The organism is Dyella acidisoli (assembly GCF_030160295.1).
Classification (GTDB): Bacteria; Pseudomonadota; Gammaproteobacteria; order Xanthomonadales; family Rhodanobacteraceae; genus Dyella_B; species Dyella_B acidisoli.
The window spans coordinates 126,040-146,589 of sequence record NZ_BSOB01000010.1 but is presented as its reverse complement, the minus strand read 5'-3'; the positions used below and the strand labels follow the sequence as shown (position 1 = coordinate 146,589).

Annotated in this window: 18 protein-coding genes; 8 read left to right on the top strand and 10 right to left on the bottom strand. The window is 60.2% G+C overall.

Going from position 1 to position 20,550, the window contains the following annotated elements; translation table 11 throughout:
• Window positions 1-168 precede the first annotated feature (168 nt).
• Window positions 169-654 (bottom strand): mismatch-specific DNA-glycosylase, encoded by a 486-nt coding sequence (locus tag QQJ86_RS05460; RefSeq protein ID WP_284319914.1) that lies wholly within the window; start codon window positions 652-654, stop codon window positions 169-171.
• A 305-nt stretch (window positions 655-959) separates the two neighbouring features.
• Between QQJ86_RS05460 and rng the strand changes: the two genes are divergently transcribed.
• Together rng and QQJ86_RS05450 are read left to right on the top strand one after the other, a co-directional pair.
• Entirely contained in the window at window positions 960-2,447 is a 1,488-nt protein-coding gene (gene rng / locus QQJ86_RS05455) for a ribonuclease G (protein WP_284319913.1), read from the top strand.
• Between the two features lie 18 nt (window positions 2,448-2,465).
• Window positions 2,466-6,335 (top strand): YhdP family protein, encoded by a 3,870-nt coding sequence (locus QQJ86_RS05450; protein ID WP_284319912.1) that lies wholly within the window; start codon window positions 2,466-2,468, stop codon window positions 6,333-6,335.
• Between the two features lie 6 nt (window positions 6,336-6,341).
• Here the strand turns inward: QQJ86_RS05450 and QQJ86_RS05445 are convergent, their stop codons facing one another.
• Window positions 6,342-7,544, bottom strand: a complete 1,203-nt coding sequence (locus QQJ86_RS05445; RefSeq protein WP_284319911.1) for a sterol desaturase family protein — start codon at window positions 7,542-7,544, stop codon at window positions 6,342-6,344.
• 409 nt (window positions 7,545-7,953) lie between these two features.
• Between QQJ86_RS05445 and tldD the strand changes: the two genes are divergently transcribed.
• Entirely contained in the window at window positions 7,954-9,393 is a 1,440-nt protein-coding gene (gene tldD, locus QQJ86_RS05440; protein ID WP_284319910.1) for a metalloprotease TldD, read from the top strand.
• 166 nt (window positions 9,394-9,559) lie between these two features.
• Here the strand turns inward: tldD and yjgA are convergent, their stop codons facing one another.
• Window positions 9,560-10,084 (bottom strand): ribosome biogenesis factor YjgA, encoded by a 525-nt coding sequence (gene yjgA / locus QQJ86_RS05435; RefSeq protein ID WP_284319909.1) that lies wholly within the window; start codon window positions 10,082-10,084, stop codon window positions 9,560-9,562.
• On the bottom strand, window positions 10,081-10,335 hold the full coding sequence (locus QQJ86_RS05430) for a DUF1653 domain-containing protein (RefSeq protein ID WP_284319908.1): 255 nt from the start codon (window positions 10,333-10,335) through the stop codon (window positions 10,081-10,083). The genes yjgA and QQJ86_RS05430 overlap by 4 nt, the downstream gene beginning before the upstream one ends.
• 100 nt (window positions 10,336-10,435) lie before the next feature.
• Here QQJ86_RS05430 and pmbA point away from each other — a divergent pair, with 100 nt between their 5' ends.
• Together pmbA and QQJ86_RS05420 are read left to right on the top strand one after the other, a co-directional pair.
• Entirely contained in the window at window positions 10,436-11,806 is a 1,371-nt protein-coding gene (pmbA, locus tag QQJ86_RS05425; RefSeq protein WP_284319907.1) for a metalloprotease PmbA, read from the top strand.
• 89 nt (window positions 11,807-11,895) lie between these two features.
• Window positions 11,896-12,330 carry a DUF4870 domain-containing protein gene (locus QQJ86_RS05420; protein ID WP_284319906.1) on the top strand — a complete coding sequence of 145 codons (435 nt, stop codon included), beginning with the start codon at window positions 11,896-11,898 and terminating at the stop codon, window positions 12,328-12,330.
• Between the two features lie 174 nt (window positions 12,331-12,504).
• Here the strand turns inward: QQJ86_RS05420 and QQJ86_RS05415 are convergent, their stop codons facing one another.
• Window positions 12,505-12,762, bottom strand: a complete 258-nt coding sequence (locus QQJ86_RS05415; protein ID WP_284319905.1) for an exodeoxyribonuclease VII small subunit — start codon at window positions 12,760-12,762, stop codon at window positions 12,505-12,507.
• A 229-nt stretch (window positions 12,763-12,991) separates the two neighbouring features.
• Here QQJ86_RS05415 and QQJ86_RS05410 point away from each other — a divergent pair, with 229 nt between their 5' ends.
• Window positions 12,992-14,284 carry an MFS transporter gene (locus QQJ86_RS05410; RefSeq protein WP_284319904.1) on the top strand — a complete coding sequence of 431 codons (1,293 nt, stop codon included), beginning with the start codon at window positions 12,992-12,994 and terminating at the stop codon, window positions 14,282-14,284.
• 4 nt (window positions 14,285-14,288) lie between these two features.
• Here QQJ86_RS05410 and tilS read toward each other — a convergent pair whose 3' ends face one another.
• From tilS to QQJ86_RS05385, 5 genes are all read right to left on the bottom strand, one after another.
• Entirely contained in the window at window positions 14,289-15,590 is a 1,302-nt protein-coding gene (gene tilS, locus QQJ86_RS05405; protein WP_284319903.1) for a tRNA lysidine(34) synthetase TilS, read from the bottom strand.
• Window positions 15,583-16,335 carry an NYN domain-containing protein gene (locus QQJ86_RS05400; RefSeq protein WP_284319902.1) on the bottom strand — a complete coding sequence of 251 codons (753 nt, stop codon included), beginning with the start codon at window positions 16,333-16,335 and terminating at the stop codon, window positions 15,583-15,585. The genes tilS and QQJ86_RS05400 overlap by 8 nt, the downstream gene beginning before the upstream one ends.
• Before the next feature lie 51 nt (window positions 16,336-16,386).
• Window positions 16,387-17,925: an adenosine deaminase family protein gene (locus tag QQJ86_RS05395; protein ID WP_284319901.1), complete on the bottom strand. Its 1,539-nt coding sequence runs from the start codon at window positions 17,923-17,925 to the stop codon at window positions 16,387-16,389.
• An 81-nt stretch (window positions 17,926-18,006) separates the two neighbouring features.
• A complete protein-coding gene (locus tag QQJ86_RS05390; RefSeq protein ID WP_284319900.1) occupies window positions 18,007-18,393 on the bottom strand; it encodes a VOC family protein in 387 nt (128 codons plus the stop codon).
• Between the two features lie 11 nt (window positions 18,394-18,404).
• Window positions 18,405-19,361, bottom strand: coding sequence for an acetyl-CoA carboxylase carboxyltransferase subunit alpha (locus tag QQJ86_RS05385; RefSeq protein ID WP_284319899.1), 957 nt, complete (start codon window positions 19,359-19,361; stop codon window positions 18,405-18,407).
• 244 nt (window positions 19,362-19,605) lie between these two features.
• On the opposite strand from QQJ86_RS05385, the gene QQJ86_RS05380 reads away from it, so the two are divergent.
• Window positions 19,606-20,022: a transglycosylase SLT domain-containing protein gene (locus QQJ86_RS05380; RefSeq protein ID WP_284319898.1), complete on the top strand. Its 417-nt coding sequence runs from the start codon at window positions 19,606-19,608 to the stop codon at window positions 20,020-20,022.
• Between the two features lie 5 nt (window positions 20,023-20,027).
• On the top strand, window positions 20,028-20,498 hold the full coding sequence (locus tag QQJ86_RS05375) for a hypothetical protein (RefSeq protein ID WP_284319897.1): 471 nt from the start codon (window positions 20,028-20,030) through the stop codon (window positions 20,496-20,498).
• Window positions 20,499-20,550 lie beyond the last annotated feature (52 nt).

Below are 20,550 nucleotides of genomic sequence, written 5' to 3'. Positions count from 1 at the left end.
AGCGCAGTTCGCATCGACTGACTATAGGAGGTTGCCGGGAAGTTAGTAGCCTAGACAATTTTCGGGACGGCAAGCATGTGCCGGAGGCAATGCATGCCCGTGTTCCTCTTCGCGCAATTTCTTTCTATCGAGGATGGTTGCGTAGGTTTGCGCTCCAACCTAAGACCGTCACTGTTGTGGTTCAAATGTGCTCGCGGCATGTGCAGCGAGTGCAATCCAGTGCGTCAGATCCCAATGCCCGCGTGCCTGGCCTGAAGGCGAGGGCAGCACGAACACTTTGGTCGAACCGAATGCACGATCCTGCAATCCATAGCTCGCATGGGCGCCAAGCACCGTGCGAGCCGCATGCTTGCTGGTGAAGGCCAACATGGCTGGCGCATAGCGTTCGATCTTGGATAAAAGCCCGGGAACGTCGAACGCATCCTTGGGCAATTCGTCGTCATTGCCGATGTGGCGCTTGGCCAGATCGGTCAGGCCGATACCGAATTCGGGCAACAGCGAAAACTCTTGTGGAGCCAGCAACCTCGGTGTCAGCCCGGCCTGAAACAGTGCGCGCCAAAACATGTTGCCGGGGTGGGCGTAATAGGCGCCCTCCTGAGCCGAGCGCTTGCCTGCGGCTGTGCCGCAGAACACGAAGCGTAGGCTAGGGCGCAAGACATCAGGGAGGATGTGATTGCCGGTAATCGGCTCCCTCTCCCCTACGGGGAGAGGGTTGGGGTGAGGGGACGGGCTTGCCGATAACCTTGTCATGACTTCAATGCACGGCTCTGATGTTCGATAAGCGCAGCGAGAGGCATCAGGCGAGGTTGGCCCCTCGCCCCAACCCCTCTCCCCATAAGGGAGAGGGGCCATATCCAGGTACTTTACCGAACTCGGCAGTACAGCAGCAGCCGTGCGCTGCGCATCGACAGTTCTCTCAGCTAACGGCTATAAATGCCCGGATGCTTTGGGGAATTTAAGTGAGCGAAGAAATCCTGATCAATATGACCCCGCGCGAGACCCGGGTCGGCGTGGTGGAGAACGGCATGCTGCAGGAACTGCATGTCGAGCGGGCGTCCCGGCGCGGGTACGTCGGCAATGTCTACAAGGGACGGGTCCAGCGCGTGATGCCCGGGATGCAGGCGGTGTTCGTCGACATTGGCTTGGAGCGGGCGGCTTTTTTGCATGCCTCGGACATCGTGCGACCGCCGTTGCCGGAGGTCTCGGATATCAGCCCCAGCAATGGCAACGGCAATGGCCACATGCCGTCGATTAGCGAGCTGGTGCACGAAGGGCAGGAGATCGTGGTGCAGGTGGTGAAAGACCCGATCGGCACCAAGGGCGCGCGGCTATCCACCCATCTGTCGATTCCCTCCCGCTACCTGGTGCTGCTGCCGCATGCGCGCACGCTCGGTATCTCCACGCGCATCGAGGACGACAACGAGCGGTTGCGCCTAAAGGAAGTGCTCACCCCGCTGATCGGTGAGAACCCCCTCGGCTACATCGTGCGCACCAATGCCGAGGGGCAGTCGGCCGAGTCGCTCGCCTTCGACGTCACCTATCTCGGCAAGGTGTGGCGCGTGGTGCAGGAAAATATTGCGAAGGCCAAAGTGGGCGACCGCGTCTACGAAGAACTTTCACTGCCGCTGCGCGCATTGCGCGATCTGCTCAACGACGACATCGAAAAGGTGCGCGTGGATTCGCGCGAAACCTACGAGAAGGTCGCCAAATTCGTGCACAAGTTCATGCCGCACCTGGACGATCGCGTGGAGCACTACGCGGGCGAGCGCCCGATTTTCGATCTGTACGGCGTGGAAGACGAAATCCAGCGCGCGCTGCGCAAGGAAGTGCCGCTGAAGTCGGGTGGCTATCTGATCGTCGATCAAACCGAGGCGATGACCACCATCGACGTGAACACCGGCGGCTATCTCGGTACGCGCAATCTGGAAGAAACCGTTTATCGCACCAACCTGGAAGCCGCGCAGGCGGCTGCGCGCCAGCTGCGCCTGCGCAACCTTGGCGGCATCATCATCATCGATTTCATCGACATGACCGATGAAGAACACAAGCGTCAGGTCATCCGCATGCTTGAGAAAGGGCTTGCGCGCGACCACGCCAAGACCACGGTCTATCCGATGTCGCCGCTGGGCCTGGTGGAAATGACGCGCAAGCGCACCACCGAAAGCCTGGAGCGCCAGCTGTGTGAACCGTGCCCCGCGTGCATGGGCCGCGGCGCGGTCAAGACGGCCGAGACGGTTACCTACGAAATTTTCCGCGAGATCACCCGCGCCGTGCGGCAGTTCAACGCCCAGAAACTTTTGGTGATGGCGAGCCCCAAAGTGGTAGGCCGCATTCTCGAAGAAGAGTCCGCCGCGGTCGCCGAATTGGAAGAATTCATTTCCAAGAGCATACGCTTCCAGGCGGAGGAGCATTACTCGCAGGAACAGTTCGATGTGGTTTTGCTTTAGGTCGGTCGCCCAGTGAGCGTGTGGTGGAAAACATGGACGCACCGCGTAACACGTGCGCTCGGCTGGGCGGTAGGCGTGGCGCTGATCGCGTTCGCCCTTACCGCGGCACTGGCGCAGGTGTTGCTTCCCCTGCTGGCGAAGCATCCGCAATGGGTGGCGCAGGAACTCAGCGCCAAGTTGCAGCGTCCGGTGAGCTTCGCTTCGTTGGAAGGGCGCTGGGAGCCGTCCGGCCCGCGCTTCATCATGCGCAACGTCACGTTCGGCCCGGGTGAGGCGGGCAGTACTCCGTTGCATGTGCCGGAAGCAGACCTGAAGCTGGATTTTGGTGGCTGGCTGCTGCCTTCGCGGCATCTGTTGAATCTGCAGGCCAGCGACCTAGAGCTGGAAATCACGCGCGATACAGACGGCCGCTGGCACATGAACGGCATCGGCAAGGCCGGCGGCACCGAACGGCAGAATATTTCGTTTGGCCGTCTATCCGTCGAACTGTGGCTGGACAACCTGCGCGTAAATATTGACGACCAGCTCATCAATGAGCGCTACACGTTGCTGGCTGATCAGCTGCGCGTGACGCATCAAGGTGGTCATATTCACGTGGGCGCGCGCGTGCATCGACTCGGCGCGACCGGCGTGCTGCAGGCGGCCGGTCGCTTCCGTGACGACGGCTCCAGCGGTCGCATTTGGGCGATAGCGAACAACGCCGATCTGCACGGTTTGGTAGCCGGCTTCGACATGGGTGGCTATACCATCGACAGCGGGCAGGGCGACATCACCGTGTGGATGGATTGGCGCGACAGTCAAATCGTGCGCGATCTGTTCCAGCTCAATGTGCACAATCTTGTCGTCACCAATCCGACCGGTATCAAGGCGAACATCGCGCAATTGAATGGGTTGGCGGAACTCAGCCGCCGCAATGGCGGCTACTCCGTGCGCTGGGCCGATAACGACGGCGGCGCGTTGCGTGTGGATGTCGATCACTTCGGCACGCCGCAATCGGTGATCAGTGCCGTGGCAAGCCGTCTGCAGCTTGCGCCGCTGATGCCATGGTTGGCGTTGAAGCCTGGGCTTTCGCCGGGTCTGGCGCAGTGGTTGGGCGCAGGCCAGCCACATGGCCTGATTGAACGCGCCGTCTTTCATTGGAGCGCCACGGCGGGGCTGCAAACGCTGGATGGCACGTTCGATAACGTTGGCATCACGGCGGTGGACAAGTTGCCGGGGATAGATCATCTGCACGGTCAGGTGCGCGGCGATGCAGAAGCCGTATCGTTAGAGCTACCGCAGCAAGCCGCTACGCTCAACTTTCCACATACCTTCCGCAAGCCGTTCGTGATGAGCCAACTGGCGGGGAATATCGCCGCATGGCGTGACGGCGACGCTACCCACATCGGTCTGGCAAACCTTGATTTCGAAGGCGAAGGCTACGGTGGCAATGCGCAGGGCGAGATCGCTTTGCCGCGTGATGGCGGGCGCCCATTCCTCGATCTGTATCTCGCGCTGCCGCATGCGGACTCCGCCGCAGCCAAGCTTTTCTGGCCCATCGATTCACTAAACCCCCATGCCGTCGATTGGCTGGATCAGGCATTCGTCACGGGTCATATCGACGATACGGCGGTACTGGTGCGCGGCAGCCTGGCCAACTGGCCGTTCCATCACAACGAAGGTCGCTTCGAAGCACACACCAACATCAACGATCTCACGTTGAGTTACGGCAAGAGCTGGCCGGTGGCCGAGCACGTGCAAGCCGTCGCCAACTTCATCGACATGGGCATGGTGGTGGAGGCGAGCAGTGGTGAAACGCTTGGCGTGAAGGTGAATCGCGCGGTAGCGGTGATTCCGGAGCTGGCGCACACCACGCTCGATCTCAACGTAAGCGGCGAGGGTAACGCGTCGGATTTGCTCAACTTCGTCGCCAATAGCCCGATCGGCAACAAGCATGCGGATGCGCTCGCCAAATTGAAGCTGGGCGGCACCGGCAATTTCGATTTCCATCTGTCGTTGCCAATGAAGAACATGCAGCACGATTTCCTTCTCAACGGCACCGCGCAGCTGAAGGATGTCGATCTCGACATGGAAGAGTCTCACTTGCAGCTCGACAAGCTCAACGGCCCGGCAACGTTCGATGCCCATGGCTTCCATGCAGGTACGCTGCAGGGTGGATTCCATGGTGAGCCCTCGCAGGTGGATTTGGCGATTGCCGGTGCCACCGGCGATCCGAATGTAGTGATCAAGGCTAAGCTCGACGGCAGCTACACCGTGCAGGAGTTGTTGCAGGGCTATCCGCAATTGAACTGGTTGGGCGAGGTAGCCAGCGGACGCAGCCAATTCAGTATCGGCTATCAGATTGCGCGTGTCGGCGAGGGTAATCCGGACGCCCAAACACTCAGCATCGATTCGCCGCTATCCGGCGTTGTGTTGAATTTCCCGGTGCCGTTGAACAAGGCAGCCGACGATACCTTGCCGTTGCACGTATCGCTCGGTTTGCCGACGGCGGGCACAGAGATGCAGTTGTCGATAGGTTCGGTCGTGCGTGGTCGCTTGCGTCTACCTAATGGCGAATCATCACCGCTTGCCGCAACATTCGCTTTCGGTGATCAGATGCCCGGCAGCCTTCCAGCGAAGGGTATGCGCATTCGTGGCGATGCCCCGCAGCTGGATGTAACGGGATGGGTGAAGCACTCCATCGCCGGCAACAACAGCGGCAATGGCTTGAGTCTGGAAACGATCGACGTCACCACCGAACACGCCGAAGTGTTCGGCCGCGATTTTGCACAGATGCATGTGACGGCCGCACCGCAAGCCGACACGCTGGAGCTCGACGTGGACAGCACCTCGGCATCCGGTCACTTCAGCGTACCCACGGTGGATCTGAACAAGCGCGGCATTACGGCACGCCTGCAGCGCATGTACTGGCCCAAGCAGCCGATCGTCCCGGGTAAGACACCCGGTGAAGCTCCCGTTCCGATTCCCGTTACCGACCCGGCCAACACGGGGATCGACCCGCGCACGATTCCACCGCTGCATTTTTGGGCGCACGATTTGCGCGTGGAGGAAACCAAGCTCGGCGAGGCGCGCCTGGAAACCTGGCCTACCGCCGACGGTATGCATATCGATCAGCTTTCTACGCAATCGCATAGTGTGCAGATCGGCGGCAGCGGCGATTGGAACGGTACGCCCACCCATAGCAACACGCGCCTACGTGTGGATTTCAGCGCGAACAATCTGGGCGACATGCTTACCGCGTTTGGTTATGCGGGCGTTTTCAATGGCGGTAAAACCCATGTGCAGCTCAATGCCATTTGGCCGGGCGGACCATGGGCGTTCGAACTGGGCAATATGGAAGGCACGCTCGGCGTGGACGTCAGCAACGGCAGTATTCCCAAGGCATCGCCGGGTGTCGGGCGTTTGTTCGGACTTGCATCCATTGCCGATTTGCCGCGCCGCTTGTCGTTCGACTTCAACGATGTGTTCGGCAAGGGCTTCGGCTTCGATTCGATCAAGGGCGATTTCAAGCTGACCGGCGGCAACGCTTATACCGACAATCTGAAAGTTCACGGTCCGGCCGCGGAAATCAGCGTCAAGGGCCGTACCGGTTTGCGCAACAAGGATTACGACCAGCAGATGGTTGTCATTCCGCACATCGGCAACAGCCTGCCAGTAGTGGGCGCAGTGGTCGGCGGGCCGATTGGCGCAGCGGCGGGTTTGGCAGTGCAGACCGTGTTGGGCAAGGGTCTCAATCACGCGGCTACCCAGCGTTATCACATCACGGGGAGCTGGGATAAACCGGTGATTACGTCGAAAGGATCTTCAACGCCTGCGAGCAGTTCCTCTTCAGTGCAACCGGCGCCGACTTCTTCGGTGCCGGCACCGGCTTCAAGCGTTGTACATTAAACGGCGCTATTCGCCGGCTGCTGGCTTGGTGCTGCCACGGAAGGGAAACAACTGTTGCCGGACGAAGCCGTCCGGCATGTAGTCGCCGACCACGCCGTACTTTTCGGGAAACTTCTTCTTCGATGTAACGGCGGTGCCGAACAGGTAATCGAGAAAGGCGTAATGAGCGGCGTAATTGCGGTCGATGGCCTCATCGTCGGAAGCGTGATGCCAGTGATGGAAATCGGGCGTCACCACCAGGTACTTCAACGGTCCCCACGGCAAATGCACGTTGGCGTGATTGAACACCGCCTGGAAGCCGACCACGATGATGTATGCGTTCATCACGCCTTCGCTGAAACCGAGCACATACAGCGGCGCCAACACGCAAACGCGCGTGGCGATCAGCTCGAGCATGTGTTGGCGCGAGCCGGCCAGCCAGTCCATGGTTTTCACGCTGTGATGCACAGCGTGGAATCGCCACAGGAACGGTACTTCGTGGTATGCGCGATGCGTCCAGTATTGCGCCAGATCAGCTACCAGAATGCACAACAGCAACTGTGGTAAGAACGGCACATGCTTCACGTACAGTTGAAACGGATTGTTGAGCAGCGCACCGAACAGATGGTGCAGCAGAAAATTCACGGTCAGCAGAGCCAGGCCGACAATGAAATGATTCACCGCGAAGTGTTTCATGTCCGTCTGCCATTCCTTGCGGAATACGGCTTGTCCTTTGTACAGCGGGAACAGCTTTTCGATTACCACGAAAATCAGGGTTGAGCCGAGCAGGTCCAGAATGAACCAGTCCAACCCAATGTAGGGTGTGTGATCGGGAAAATTGCCGACCGGTACGCGCGATCCACCTAGTGCGGTGGCGAGCAGCACGAAGCCAAACGCCACGATGCTGATCTGGCGACGCCGGCCGAGTATCACGTTGGCCAACGACAAGCCGCCTGCAACCAGCAGCCCCGCCAGCAGCAACTGGCGCAATACATCGACCGAATATTTGTGCCGCAGGTCCGGCGTGGTCAGGTATTGCGGAAAGTGGAAGGCCAGCACCGCGAGCAGGCACAGAATGCCAAGTGACAGGGCGATGACGCTGCTGACGGTGCCTTGTCCAGGCTTCAGTTGGCCGTCGCTGCGCAACAGTTCGCGGGTTTCTTCGACCGGTGTCTTGAGTGTGCGGTCGATGAGCTTTTCCAGCAGATCCGGCTTGGAGGTGTCGGTCATGGTGTTCCTTCACATACGGTGGATGGGCGACTCGTTGGATTGTCATGCTAGGGGGATGCTCTGATCAGTTCCACGTGAGCGTCACCGCTCCTGTCTGTTCGCAGATCATAGGGCTATCGGCGAAGGCAGACTGGCCGTCTGCCAAGACGATGGACCGAAGAGATGCGGACAGACAGGAGCGGCCCGAAGGGTGATGTCCAGAAGGCCCGCAGACTGCGCCGCGCGACTTGAAAAGACAGCCAGTCTTCCCTGCGTCGCGCAACACACCCTGCGGGCCTTCTGGACATCATGCCGCCCGCGTGGAATTGATCAGAGTATCCCTCTCATCGACCGTGTGCCGCATGGGTTTTAAACTGACCGACTCAACCCCAGATTGACCTGACCGATCCATTCAAGCGGGCCACCATCCATGAATTCTCTTATCGCCCAGGCCGAAAACCGCCTGCTCACCCCTGGCGGGCTTGCCACCGGCGACCTCGAGCGCGTGTTCACCCAGCTGATGGGGCCATCCATCGACGCGGCCGACCTGTATTTCCAGCATTCGCGCAGCGAGTCCTGGGTGCTGGAAGAGGGCATCGTCAAGGACGGCAGTCACTCGATCGAGCAGGGTGTGGGCGTGCGTGCGATCAGCGGCGAGAAGACCGGCTTTGCCTATTCCGACGAGATCGTGTTGCCGCAGCTGCTGGAGGCTTCGAAGGCTGCGCGCGCCATCGCGCAAGGCGGCAATGGTGCGGGCAAGCCGCTGGCGGTGCATGGGGTGAAGTCGCTCTATCCGGCCATCGATCCAGTCGAGAGTCTGCCCAATCCCGAAAAGATCGCCGTGTTGCGCGAAGTGGATGCGTATGCACGCTCGCGCGATCCGCGCGTGAAGCAGGTGATCGTGAGCTTGAACGCCACCCTGGACACCGTGCTTGTCGCCGGCTCCGACGGCACGCTGGCCGCGGACGTACGCCCGCTGGTGCGTCTCTCTGTCCAGGTGATCGCCGAACAGAACGGGCGTCGCGAGCAAGGTTATGCGGGCGGTGGTGGCCGTTATGGTTATCGTGAGCTGCTTGAAAATGGCCGCGCCCATGCTTTCGCGGAAGAGGCGGTGCGCCAGGCGTTGGTGAATCTGGATGCCGTGGAGGCACCCGCAGGCACCATGACCGTGGTGCTCGGCCCCGGCTGGCCTGGCGTGTTGCTGCACGAAGCGATTGGCCATGGCCTGGAAGGTGACTTCAACCGCAAGGGCAGCTCTGCCTTTGCCGGCCGCATCGGCCAGCGTGTCGCAGCGCCGGGTGTCACCGTAGTGGACGATGGCACGCTGCCAGGCCGCCGCGGCTCGCTGAGCGTCGACGACGAAGGCACGCCGACCTCGTGCACCACGCTGATCGAGGACGGCATCCTCAAGGGCTACATGCAGGACAAGCTCAATGCGCGCCTCATGGGCATGGCACCCACCGGCAACGGTCGCCGTGAATCCTTCGCACAGTTGCCGATGCCGCGCATGACCAACACCTACATGCTCGCCGGCCAGCATGATCCGCAGGAAATCATCCGTTCGGTGAAGAAGGGCTTATACGCCGTGAACTTCGGCGGTGGCCAGGTGGACATCACTAACGGCAAGTTCGTGTTCTCGGCCAGCGAGGCTTATCTGATCGAGGACGGCAAAGTCACCACGCCAGTAAAGGGTGCCACCCTGATCGGTAGTGGCCCGGACGTACTCACGCGCGTGTCGATGATCGGCAACGATCTTGCGCTCGACGAAGGCATTGGCGTATGCGGCAAGGATGGTCAGAGCGTGCCGGTGGGCGTGGGTCAACCGACACTGCGCGTAGAAAGCATGACGGTGGGTGGTACTGCGTCATAATTTTCGTAAAGGGGCAGAGTGCTGGGGAATGCAATTGCACACCTGTCCCTAGTTTCTGATGACCATCATGCAACGGCGGCGTCATGTCGACGCTGCCTTGTTTTTCTTTGCGCGGATGCTTGGGCGCATGGAACGCCGGACCCGTGATGACCAAGAGATTGCACGGTTACGGCGTGTCTTCGGCCAAGCCTTTCAGCAACTGAAAAATCTCTCGATACGCTCGTGGCGGTTTGTTCCCGTCACGCTCGATCCGCGCCTGACGAATCAACGAGCGTAGATGCTGGCGATCGACCGCGGGATGTTGATCGATCAATTCCTGCAAGGCTTCATCGCTTTCCAACAACTTTTCGCGCAGTGCTTCCATGCGATGCATGGCGGCCGTTTCCTTGCGCTGCTGATCGCGGTTCTCGCCGAGCAAAGCGCGTGCGCCACTGAAGACTTCATCGTCGTGACGGCGCATCACTTTCGCAAGAAAACCCAGCTGGCGTTTGCGAGCGATGTGTGAAGTGATACGGCGCAGGTTGTCGATTTCGCGCAGCACGTCTTCCGGCAGATCGGCGCGTGCGAGCTTGGATGGCGGCAGTTCCACCAATTGCGAGGCGAATGCCAGTACCGCCAGCGCGTCGCGCCGTTGCTGCGTACGAGTAGGGCCGTAATCGTGTTCGGGATCGTCGGTGTAAGTGCGGTTCACGGCGTATTCCGGTGGGAAGCTTGGGCAAACTCGGCCGGCATGGCTTCGATCAACGCGAAGCGGGGAATCGGCTCGCCTTCCAGTTCCACGGTTTCGGCGAACATGGTGGCGGGCCGCACCCATAGGCCGTGATCGCCGTAGAGCGCCTGATAGACGACCAGCTCTTCCATGGTTTCGCTATGCCGGGCGGTGCCGATCACGCGATAACTCTGGCCTTTGTAGTGACGGTAGATGCCGGTGGCTATGGACATGGGCCGCTCCTGTGGCAACCTTTCTGGCTCGAACATTGGCAACGGGTCTGGGCGGCCCCATCTTCGCCTATTGTACCCATCAGTCCCGCAGGAAACCCACGTGAGCGACGTTGCGATCAATCAAGACACCAGCCAGCGCGAACTCGACCGACTGGCCGAACTGGCCGAAGACGTGATCCGCCGCGCCCGCGCCGCGGGTGCCGGCCAGGCCGAGGTATCGGCCAGCATCGACACCGGCCTCAACGTGAACGTGCGCCTGGGCGAGGTGGAAACCGTGGAGCACACGCGTGACCGTGGCTTCGGGCTGACCGTGTACTTCGGCAAGCGCAAGGGTTCGGCCAGCACCGCCGACCTGAATGCGGATTCCATCCAGGCCACGCTGGACCAGGCCTGCGCCATCGCGCGCTACACGGAAGAAGATCCGGCCTCCGGGCTGGCCGATGCCGCGCGCATGGCCAAGCAGTTTCCTGATCTGGATCTATGGCATCCGTGGTCGATCGACACCGCAGACGCCATCGAACTAGGCCAGCAGATCGAAGCGGCTGGACGCGCCCACGCCGGCATCACCAATTCGGACGGTGCCAGCGTGCAGATGGGCGAGAGCGTGTCCGTGTATGCGAACTCGCATGGCTTTGTGGGACGTGAGCGTGGCACACGTCATTCGCTGTCGCTCGCCTTGATTGCCGGCGACGAGGCCGGCATGCAGCGCGATTACTGGTACGACAGCGTACGCAGCGCCGACGATTTCATGAGCGCGAAGGTGCTGGGTGATAAAGCCGCCGAACGTACGCTTACGCGCGTAGGTGCGCGGCGTCTTTCGACGCGGCAGTCTCCTGTGTTGTTTACGCCGGAGATCGCGCGCAGCCTGATCGGCCACATGGTGGGCGCAGTGAGCGGCGGCGCGCTTTATCGCCGTGCGAGTTTCCTGCTCGATCACGCAGGCAAGCAGATCATGCCGGCGTGGCTCAACATCGTGGAGCGCCCGTATTTGCTGCGCGGACAAGGTTCGGGTGCATTCGATGCGGAAGGCGTTGCCACACGTGACAACGTGCTGATCGAAAACGGTGTGCTTGCTCGTTATGTGCTGGGCAGTTATTCCGCGCGCAAGCTGGGGCTGGAATCTACCGGCAATGCCGGCGGCATCCATAACCTGGTCGTTGAGCCGGGGCATGGCGATGGCGGCGCAGTAGACGATTTCAACGGTATGTTGCGCCGGCTTGGTACGGGCCTGCTGGTGACTGAAGTGATGGGGCAGGGCGTAAATACCATCACCGGCGATTACTCGCGCGGTGCGGCAGGCTTCTGGGTTGAGAACGGCGAGATCGCCTATCCGGTGGAGGAGATCACCATCGCCGCCAATCTGCGCGACATGCTTACAGGCATTGTTGCCGTCGGCAGCGATGTGGATAAACGGTCTCATCTGCTGACCGGTTCGATTCTGCTTGATCGCATGACTATCGCTGGCGAGTAGGTCGGCCTAACGGCAAGTTCCTGCGCACCCTGATAGGATGCTTTTCACCGGCATGGGCCGGCGTTTGCACGACTTGAAAGGAGATGCGCATGAGCGTTCCGCCCGAGTCTGTTGTACCGCCTCCACCGAGCGAGCCCATCGGTGGGGACATTCCTGCCGAAGAGCGCACTTGGGCTATGTTCGGCCACTTATCAGCTTTGCTGGGCGCCTTGCTTACGGCTTCGCTCGGCGCCGGTTGGGGATGCTTTATCGGCCCGCTCGTGATCTGGCTGGTGAAGAAAGACACCATGCCTTTTGTTGCCGATCAGGCTAAAGAAGCTTTGAACTTCAACATCTCCGTAGCGATCGCTACCCTGGTGCTGCTCATACTCTCAGTGATCACCTTCGGTATCGGCTTCATCATCGCGATTCCGCTGTGGGTGATCATCGGAATCGGATGGTTGGTGTTGACGATCATCGCCGGCGTGAAGGCGAACGAAGGCGTGCGTTACCGTTATCCGTTTGTGTTGCGGTTGATCAAGTGACGAGTTAACTCCCTCTCCCCTTCGGGGAGAGGGCTGGGGTGAGGGGATAACCTTGCCAAAAAGCTGAATATCGCGGTCGCAGGTTGGGGTGCAAACCCCAACGTCGCGATCTTGATTGACATGGCAATGTTGGGGTTTGCACCCCAACCTACGTAGACCACCAGACAGAAAAAATCAGGCTTCCGGCTCGAACGGCTCGGCCGTATCCGGCGCATCCGGATCGAGCAGCAGGCGCACGCGCAACTCGGCCTGATCGAGGGCTTGCTGGCAGTGGCGATAAAGGCCAATGCCGCGCTCGAAGGCGCTGAGCGATTCGTCCAGGCTCATGTCGCCTCCTTCCATGCGGGCCACAAGCTGTTCCAGTTCGTCGAGCGAATGCTCGAAGTCGGCAACCGGGGTGGTTTCAGCGGGGGCGGGAGTGGGCTTGGCCATGGCGGGCAACGCTAGCGCAGCGTTAACACGGAATCAATCGCCGCAGTGAAGCAACGTGACCCAACGAGACGTTTGTGTTCCCCGCCAAGGGTGCGTGCTGACTAAGAGGCATGTGGCGGATTTGTCAGCAGTGATGGTCCCTAGGGCTTGATTTCGATATATCGAAAATATATCCTGCGACCCTCCCCAAATCCGTGCGAGCCCAGGAAGGCTCGCCATAGGAGTTTTTGTGACGACGACTGCGTCCTCGCCTGCCGCCGAAGCGGGCGGCATGGGTTTTTCCGGGTATCAGAAATTCGTAGTGGCCGTACTGGCCTTCCTGCAATTCACTATCGTGCTGGATTTCATGCTGCTGGCGCCGCTGGGCGCGCTGGTGACACCGGCATTGAAAATCACGCCTGGGCAATTCGGTGATGTGGTGTCGGCTTACGCGTTCGCCGCGGGTGTGTCGGGCATTCTCGCAGCCGGCTTTGCCGACCGCTTCGACCGAAAGAAGCTTTTGCTGGTGTTCTACAGCGGCTTCATGCTCGGCACCTTGTTGTGCGGGCTGGCGCATACCTACGTCACGCTGTTGCTGGCGCGCATGGTGACGGGGCTGTTTGCGGGCGTCGTCGGCGCCGCGTCGATGGCAATTGTCACCGATCTGTTTCCGCTGTCGATGCGCGGGCGCGTGATGGGTTTCATTCAATCGGCGTTCGCGGCCAGCACGGTGCTGGGTTTGCCACTGAGCCTGTGGATGTCCACCCATTGGGGATGGAATTCTCCGTTCTTTCTGATCGTGGCGGTGTGCGCAGCGGTCGGCGGCATGATCTTCGGGCGGCTGCGTCCGGTGAATGCGCATCTGGCGCTGCATCCGGATCGCAGTCCATTGCATCACTTGCTGCAAACCCTCACCACCCGTTCTTACCTGATCGGTTTTGCCACTACGGCCATGCTGACCATGGGTGGATTTCTGCTAATGCCGTATTCGACGATGTTCCTGGTGCACAACGTCGGCATTTCGGTGGATCAGTTGACGGTGGTGTATCTGGTGACGGGTGTGATCTCGGCGATCATGGGACCGCTGATCGGTCGCGCCAGCGACGCGTTCGGCAAGTTCCGCGTGTTTGCGTTCGGCTGCATGGCTACGGTCATCATGGTGGTGATCTACACGCGTATGTCCAACGAGGCGTTGTGGACGTTGATCGCCATCAGCGCGCTGCTGCAGATCGGCATCTTCTCGCGCATGATTTCGTCGTCGGCGCTGATGTCCGCGTTGCCGAAACCTGCCGATCGCGGCGCGTATATGTCGATCAGTTCTTCGCTGCAGCAGATGTCTGGCGGCCTCGCGGCGATGCTTGGTGGCCTGGTTGTGGTGCAGGCGGCAGATAGCCGGTTGCTGCATTTCGAAGTGCTGGGTGACGTTATTGTGTGCACCACGTTGCTGTCGTTCGTATTGATGTATTTCGTGAACCGCAGGGTGGCGGGTGCGGCCGTTGCGCAGGCGCCCCAGCAGGGAAGTGGGGCAACGCAGGAGTCGTGAGGCGCTAGCGCCCAGGTTGCCATCGCGGTTGAGCGCCGGCTCCGCGGAAAATTTCCGCGGCACGTTCGCTCAACCAGCGATCGGCAACTGCAATCAGCTCGTCGCCCTCATAGAGCAGCGGACAAACATCGCGTTGCCACGGTGGAATCGCACCGGTCTGAAACAGCGAGCGAAGATCCCGAGTGTGACGGTGGCCAATGGGTTTGATTCGCTCGCCGCCGCTGCGCCAGCGCACGTCGAGCAATACCGGAAGCTGTGCTGTATGCGTCAGGCTCAGCGAGCCGCCATCGGGTAACGGCAGTCGTTCGCCTTGCCAAGATAAATTCGCAGGTGGTGGCACGGAGTTGCGCGGCGCCATCGCCCACAACCGGTTTTTCCACACATGCACTTCAGCACCGGGCCATTGGATGCACGGTAGCTGCCCATCTTGCGCCGTGCATTGACGTTCGATCTGTTGACGCTGCCCCGTGGTTGGCGCGGTCAATCCCTGCGAGTGCAACCAATGCGCTAGCAGTGGGTCGCGCAAAGCAGGGGGCAATGCCAGCCAGCCACGAGCATCCAGGCTGTTTGTGACGTCGTCGCGTAGCGTTTCTAGCGCGGCGAGCCATTCGTTCTGCAGCTCGTCCGCAGCAGTGCGGCACAACTTGGCGCTATGCGCGACGGAGATCGCTGCCTGCGGCCAGTGCGTTCTCAGCAGCGGAATGACTTCGTGACGCAAGTGGTTGCGTGCGAGCTGGCGATCATCGTTGGACGGATCGTGGATGCAAGGCAAGTCATGCGTCTGGACGTAATCGCGCAACACCTGTCGCGGCACTTCAAGTAGCGGTCGCCAAACCGCGCCGTGGCCGAGTGGACGTTCCGCACGCATGCCACCGAGCCCTTCAGGGCCGGCGCCGCGCAACAGTTTCAGCAACACGGTTTCCACTTGGTCATCCAGATGATGGCCGAAGACCAGTCGCTCGTTCTCGTGAAGATATTCGGCAAAAACCGCGTAGCGAGCATGTCGTGCGGCTGCTTCCAGACCGATGCCGCTGGAGCGGTCCACCTTGACGACGTGCACGTCGCAAGGCAATCCCAGCGCTGCACAGAAAGCGCGGCAATGCGCGGCCCAGCGTGCGCTTTCCGCGTGCAGGCCATGATCTACGTGTAATGCGCGCAAGCCGCGTGCGCGTGCTTCAGGCATGTGTGCCAGGGCATGCAGCAGCGCGCTTGAATCCGGGCCGCCGCTGTAGGCGACGCAGAGCGATCCTTCCCGATGCGTGCACAGCGCCTGCTGCAGAACACCAGATAGGGATGCTTCAGCCACGCGCCACCGGTTTCTTCTTGTTGCGAACGTAGATCGCCTTGGGACGACCCTCGCCGGGGCTGCGTCGGTCTAGTTCAAAAAGATCGATCGCAGCGATGAGATCACTCAGCTTGCCGTAGCCATAGCTGCGCGAATCGAAGTTCGGACGCTGCTTGGTGATGATCGAGCCCACGCCACCCAACCCCGCCCAGCCTTCGTCGTCGGATGCGGCGTCGATGGCGTTGCGTAGCAGATTGATCAGGCCGCCGTCCTTTTTCAATTGTGCCGGTGGACGTGGTTTGAGCGGCTGCTCTTCGTCGGGTTTCCCAGCAAGGATTTCGGTGTAGATGAATTTGTCGCAGGCAGCGACGAAGGGTTCTGGCGTTTTGCGTTCGCCGAAGCCATACACGATCAGGCCGGATTCGCGAATGCGTGCAGCCAGTCGAGTGAAATCGCTATCGCTGGAAACGATGCAGAAACCATCGAAGCGGCCGGAATAGAGCAGGTCCATCGCATCGATGATCATGGCCGAGTCGGTGGCGTTCTTGCCGCTTGTGTAACTGAATTGCTGGATCGGCTGGATCGACTGCGTGAGCAGTTGTTCTTTCCAGCTCTTCAGCTGAGTGCCTGTCCAGTCACCGTAAGCACGCTTGACGTGGGCGGTGCCGTACTTGGCCACTTCAGCCAGCAGGCCGTCGGCGATCGACGGTTGCGTGTTGTCGGCATCGATCAGGACGGCGAGCTTGGTGGTTTGCTCGTTGGCCATGCTGGCGACTCCCGGTGGCATTAGCGGGATGGTAGCGCTAATCCGCCATGCTCAGTGTGCATCTTCGAAGGCGTGCAAGCGATGTTCCAATTCCCACTGCGCGGCAGCTTTCTCGCTGCCTGCAAGGAACCGTTGGCAACGGGCGCCTGGGTGGTTGCTGCCAAGCATCTGGCCCTGGCAAGCGTCGGACACCCACAGGCTTTCGCCAGGGAGAAAACTGTACGTGAGGCTGTTGCGCGCCAGCTGTTTCAGCATGGGGTAATCGAGCCCGAAGTCTTCGGCAGCGCGCACGTATTCGTGCGTGAGATCGATGCGTGATACGCCTTCGTCGTCCGTGGATAGCGCCACCGGCACGTTGTGTTTGAGGTACATCGGCAGAGGATGATCGGCGCCGCGCACACCGAGGATCACGTCGTTGCTGGTGAGGTTGATCTCCACCATCACGTGATGTTTGGCCATCTCATCGAGCAATGCTTCGGGATGATCTTCGTACATTACATCGACGCCGTGACCGATGCGCTCGGCATGACCCAGTTCAATGGCTTCCCGGATATGGAAGCGCAGGCCATCCGGCGTCACCAGGCCGGGCGCCAATTCCCCGGCATGCAGGCTGATGTGCACCGTGGGATACAGGCGATGCAGATAGTCGAGCATGTGCATCTGCAAGCTGTAATCGCGCATCGACAGATAACCGTCCTCGGGCATCACGAAGTTGATGCCGACCCAGCGCGGATCCGCCGAAGCCAGTTCGAAGCCAAGCAAGGTTTGCGCAAATACACGCTCAGGCGCCGCGCCGCGCAGCACCTGATATAGAAAGCGGATCTGCACCGCGCATCCAACGTCGGCTTGAGCGCTGTCGCAATGCTGCAGGCGCTTGCGTTCGGCCAGCGCCTGGGTGAGCAGTTGCTCGTCGACGGCCATTTCATCCTTCAGCCCGTGCGCCAGCAGTTGTTTGCGCACGGCATCGAAATCAGCTTGCCAACCCAGTGTGCGAGCGAGTTCCTTGGCGTGTGCAAACGGTGGCGTCACCATCAATTCCAGGTATTGCTCGTTCCGCGTGGCGGCACGCGTGCTTACTTCGTTGAGCCAATCGCCCATGTGTTGCTGTGGCGTAACGGCCTGGAAACGGCCGAAGGTGTCGAAGAATTGATCGTGGCCCGAGTGGCCGTTGGCAGGCACGAAGCTACGCATGGAGAAGACATCTACGAGCGTGTCGTAGAAGTGCTGGTCGCTTAGTGCATCAGCAGCGGGGCGTTGGCCGGTTCCGCAATTCGGGCTGCTGGCATCGTGCTTGTCGATCAGACTCAACGTGGTGACATCCACACACAAACCATCGGCGGCCGCCTGGGCGATCCACGACTCGGCATACACCGCGCCGCTGAGATGGTTATGCAGATCGCCACCTTTGGGCATGCTGGCTAGAAAAGCATGCAAGGCGAGCGGGCCTTGCTGGCGGGCTGTCTCGAAAGCCTTGGCAGTCTGTGTCTCGGCGGCGTCGGCAAGCTTTGGCACGGCTTGCGCCGAAACATGGGTCGCACAGATCAACGCTGCGCCGATGAGTGCGCAGCGCAAAAAGGAGTGAGCCTGCATGGAAGAATCACGTGACGGAGATGTCCGGCGATTCTTCAGCAAAAACCGGGAGGCTGCCAGCTATTCCTGACGAAAGCTTCGTTAGCTGCGGAAATTCAATTCCACCCCGACTCCGGCCGGATCGGTGAGGAATACTTGTACCTGCGGTGGCATGTCCACCACATCGATGCGATAGGGAACGCCGGCTGCATCGAGCTTCGCGCGCATGGCTGGAAGGCCGACGCAGGCAAAGGCGACGTGATCCAGCCAGCCGGTGGCTTGCGCAGATGCCTGACCGCCGCCGCGTGATGTCAGATGCATGACCGGCTCGGCGCCCGCATAAAGCCAGTAGCCGCGCGAACCGGAGCGAAACGTGGGGCGCGGCCCCTCGTGCAGGCCGATGATGTCCACGTAGAAGTGGCGCACCCGTTCAAGCAGCTCGGCGGGTGCGCTGAGGTTGACGTGATCTATGCCCTGCACACCCGCCATGGCACTGCCACTTACTCGGTATATGCGCCGTAACTGCGCAGGCGGCGATAACGCTGCTCCAGCAGTTCGGGGGTCGGAATGGCTTCGAGCTTGTCCAGCTCGTTGAGCAGTACGGCCTTCAGGCGCACTGCCATCGAGTGCGGATTGCGGTGGGCGCCACCCAAAGGCTCGCGCACGACTTTGTCGATCAGGCCCAGCTCCAGCAAGCGTGGAGCGATCAGACCCAGCGCCTCTGCGGCATCCTTGGCCTTTTCCGCGCTCTTCCACAGGATCGATGCGCAACCTTCCGGTGAAATCACGGAATAGGTGGAGTACTGCAGCATGATCGTGCGGTCGCCTACGCCGATCGCCAGCGCGCCGCCGGAGCCGCCTTCGCCGATCACCGTGCAAATGATCGGCACTTTCAATTCGGCCATTTCCAGCAGGTTGCGTGCGATGGCTTCGCTTTGGCCTCGCTCCTCCGCACCGACACCGGGATACGCACCTGGCGTATCGATGAGCGTGAGCAATGGAAGTTTGAAACGTTCGGCGAGCTTCATCAGCCGCAGCGCTTTGCGATAGCCCTCTGGTCGCGGCATGCCGAAGTTGCGGCGTACCTTGCCTTTGGTATCGCGCGCCTTCTGATGGCCAATGATGACGACCGAACGCCCATTGATGCGGCCGATGCCGCCCACGATGGCGGCGTCGTCGGCATACGCACGATCACCAGCCAGTTCGTGAAATTCCTCGCACATCACGCCGATGTAATCGAGCGTGTAAGGCCGTGCAGGGTGACGCGACAGCTGGGTGACTTGCCAAGGTGTAAGCGTGCGGAAGATATCCGCCGTCTTCACCTTGAGCTTCTCGCGCAGCCGGACGACTTCCTCGTCGATGTTGAACGCCTGGCCAGAGCTGGCATGCCGCAGCTCCTCGATCTTGGCCTCCAGCTCGGCAATCGGTTGTTCGAAATCGAGGAAATTCGGGTTCATTCGGTCACTTACGTGGCACAGAAGCGGGCCAGTATACCCGGGGTGCGTGACGGGGCGGGAACGGAGGCGTATGGGCCCTCGCAATGCGGTTTCTCGCCGGCGGTGGGGAGGGGGCGGGGGTATTCGGGAATCGTGACGGAGTGTGTTGCTCGGGTCTCGACGTCTGACGCATGATCTGCGCTGGGCGCCCGGAATGGCGCCCATTTCTATGGAAGCTTTTTGGACATCGCTTAAGGAGAATGGGATGAGCGGGCTAGGTTACGAGCAGATGGTAAAGCTGGTTAAGGACAACAATAGGTCGAAGATTTTTTCCGACGAGTTCGTTATCTGCCTGATGTGGAAGGAAACGAATTTTGAGCCGGGAATTGCCAACGGAAGGTCTACCGCGACAGGCCTGATGCAGCTTACGAAGGGGGCGGTGGATCTGGTCAACAAGAACAGCCCGGCCGGTATTCATTTCAGTCACAATGAAATGACCGATGCGGCAAAAAATATCCAATGCGGAACCTATTATCTGGATATCTGCAAGACCAAACTTGCCGGTGTCGATAAGTCGTTTGGTACAGGTGCCGGTTATTCAAAATCCATTTGCGCCTGCGAAACAGCGCTGAAAAACGACGGCACGCATCCTATGGTCGCATTGCAGATGATTCATCGGTGATCCCCATGAGAATGATGCTTACACTGATATTGGCACTACTTATGCCGGTTTCGCTTTACGCGGCCGACAGCACGCAAGCCTGGGACAAAGCGGCATTTTTGTCCTGGGTAGGGAAATATCCCTCGGTCTACAAAAATGGAAAGAAGGGTGGCTTTCTCTACCAGCCCGCCATTCAGACGGCGCTACACCGGCTATTATCGCCTGCAGACCGCGCGGCGCTTGCCAGTTACGACGTAGAAGACAAAATCGAGCAGCAGGGTGATTTTCTCGTCGTCCATCAATGCATGCCGCACAATTGTCCCGCAGCCTTTGCCATGGTTGTCATTGATTTGAACAAGCCAAGGTTGTGGGTTGGCTTTTTCGAACGGCAGGACAATCGCGTCTCGACGCGGTGGTTCGGCAATGTCGATGACTATTCGATATTGCCGGCATCCATCAAAAACGAATTTACCGGTTATTTGCCGGAATCCATGTAGTGTCCGGACGAGCACCGTATGCCACGGCATGCGGTGTTCGAAGGCGCCTTTT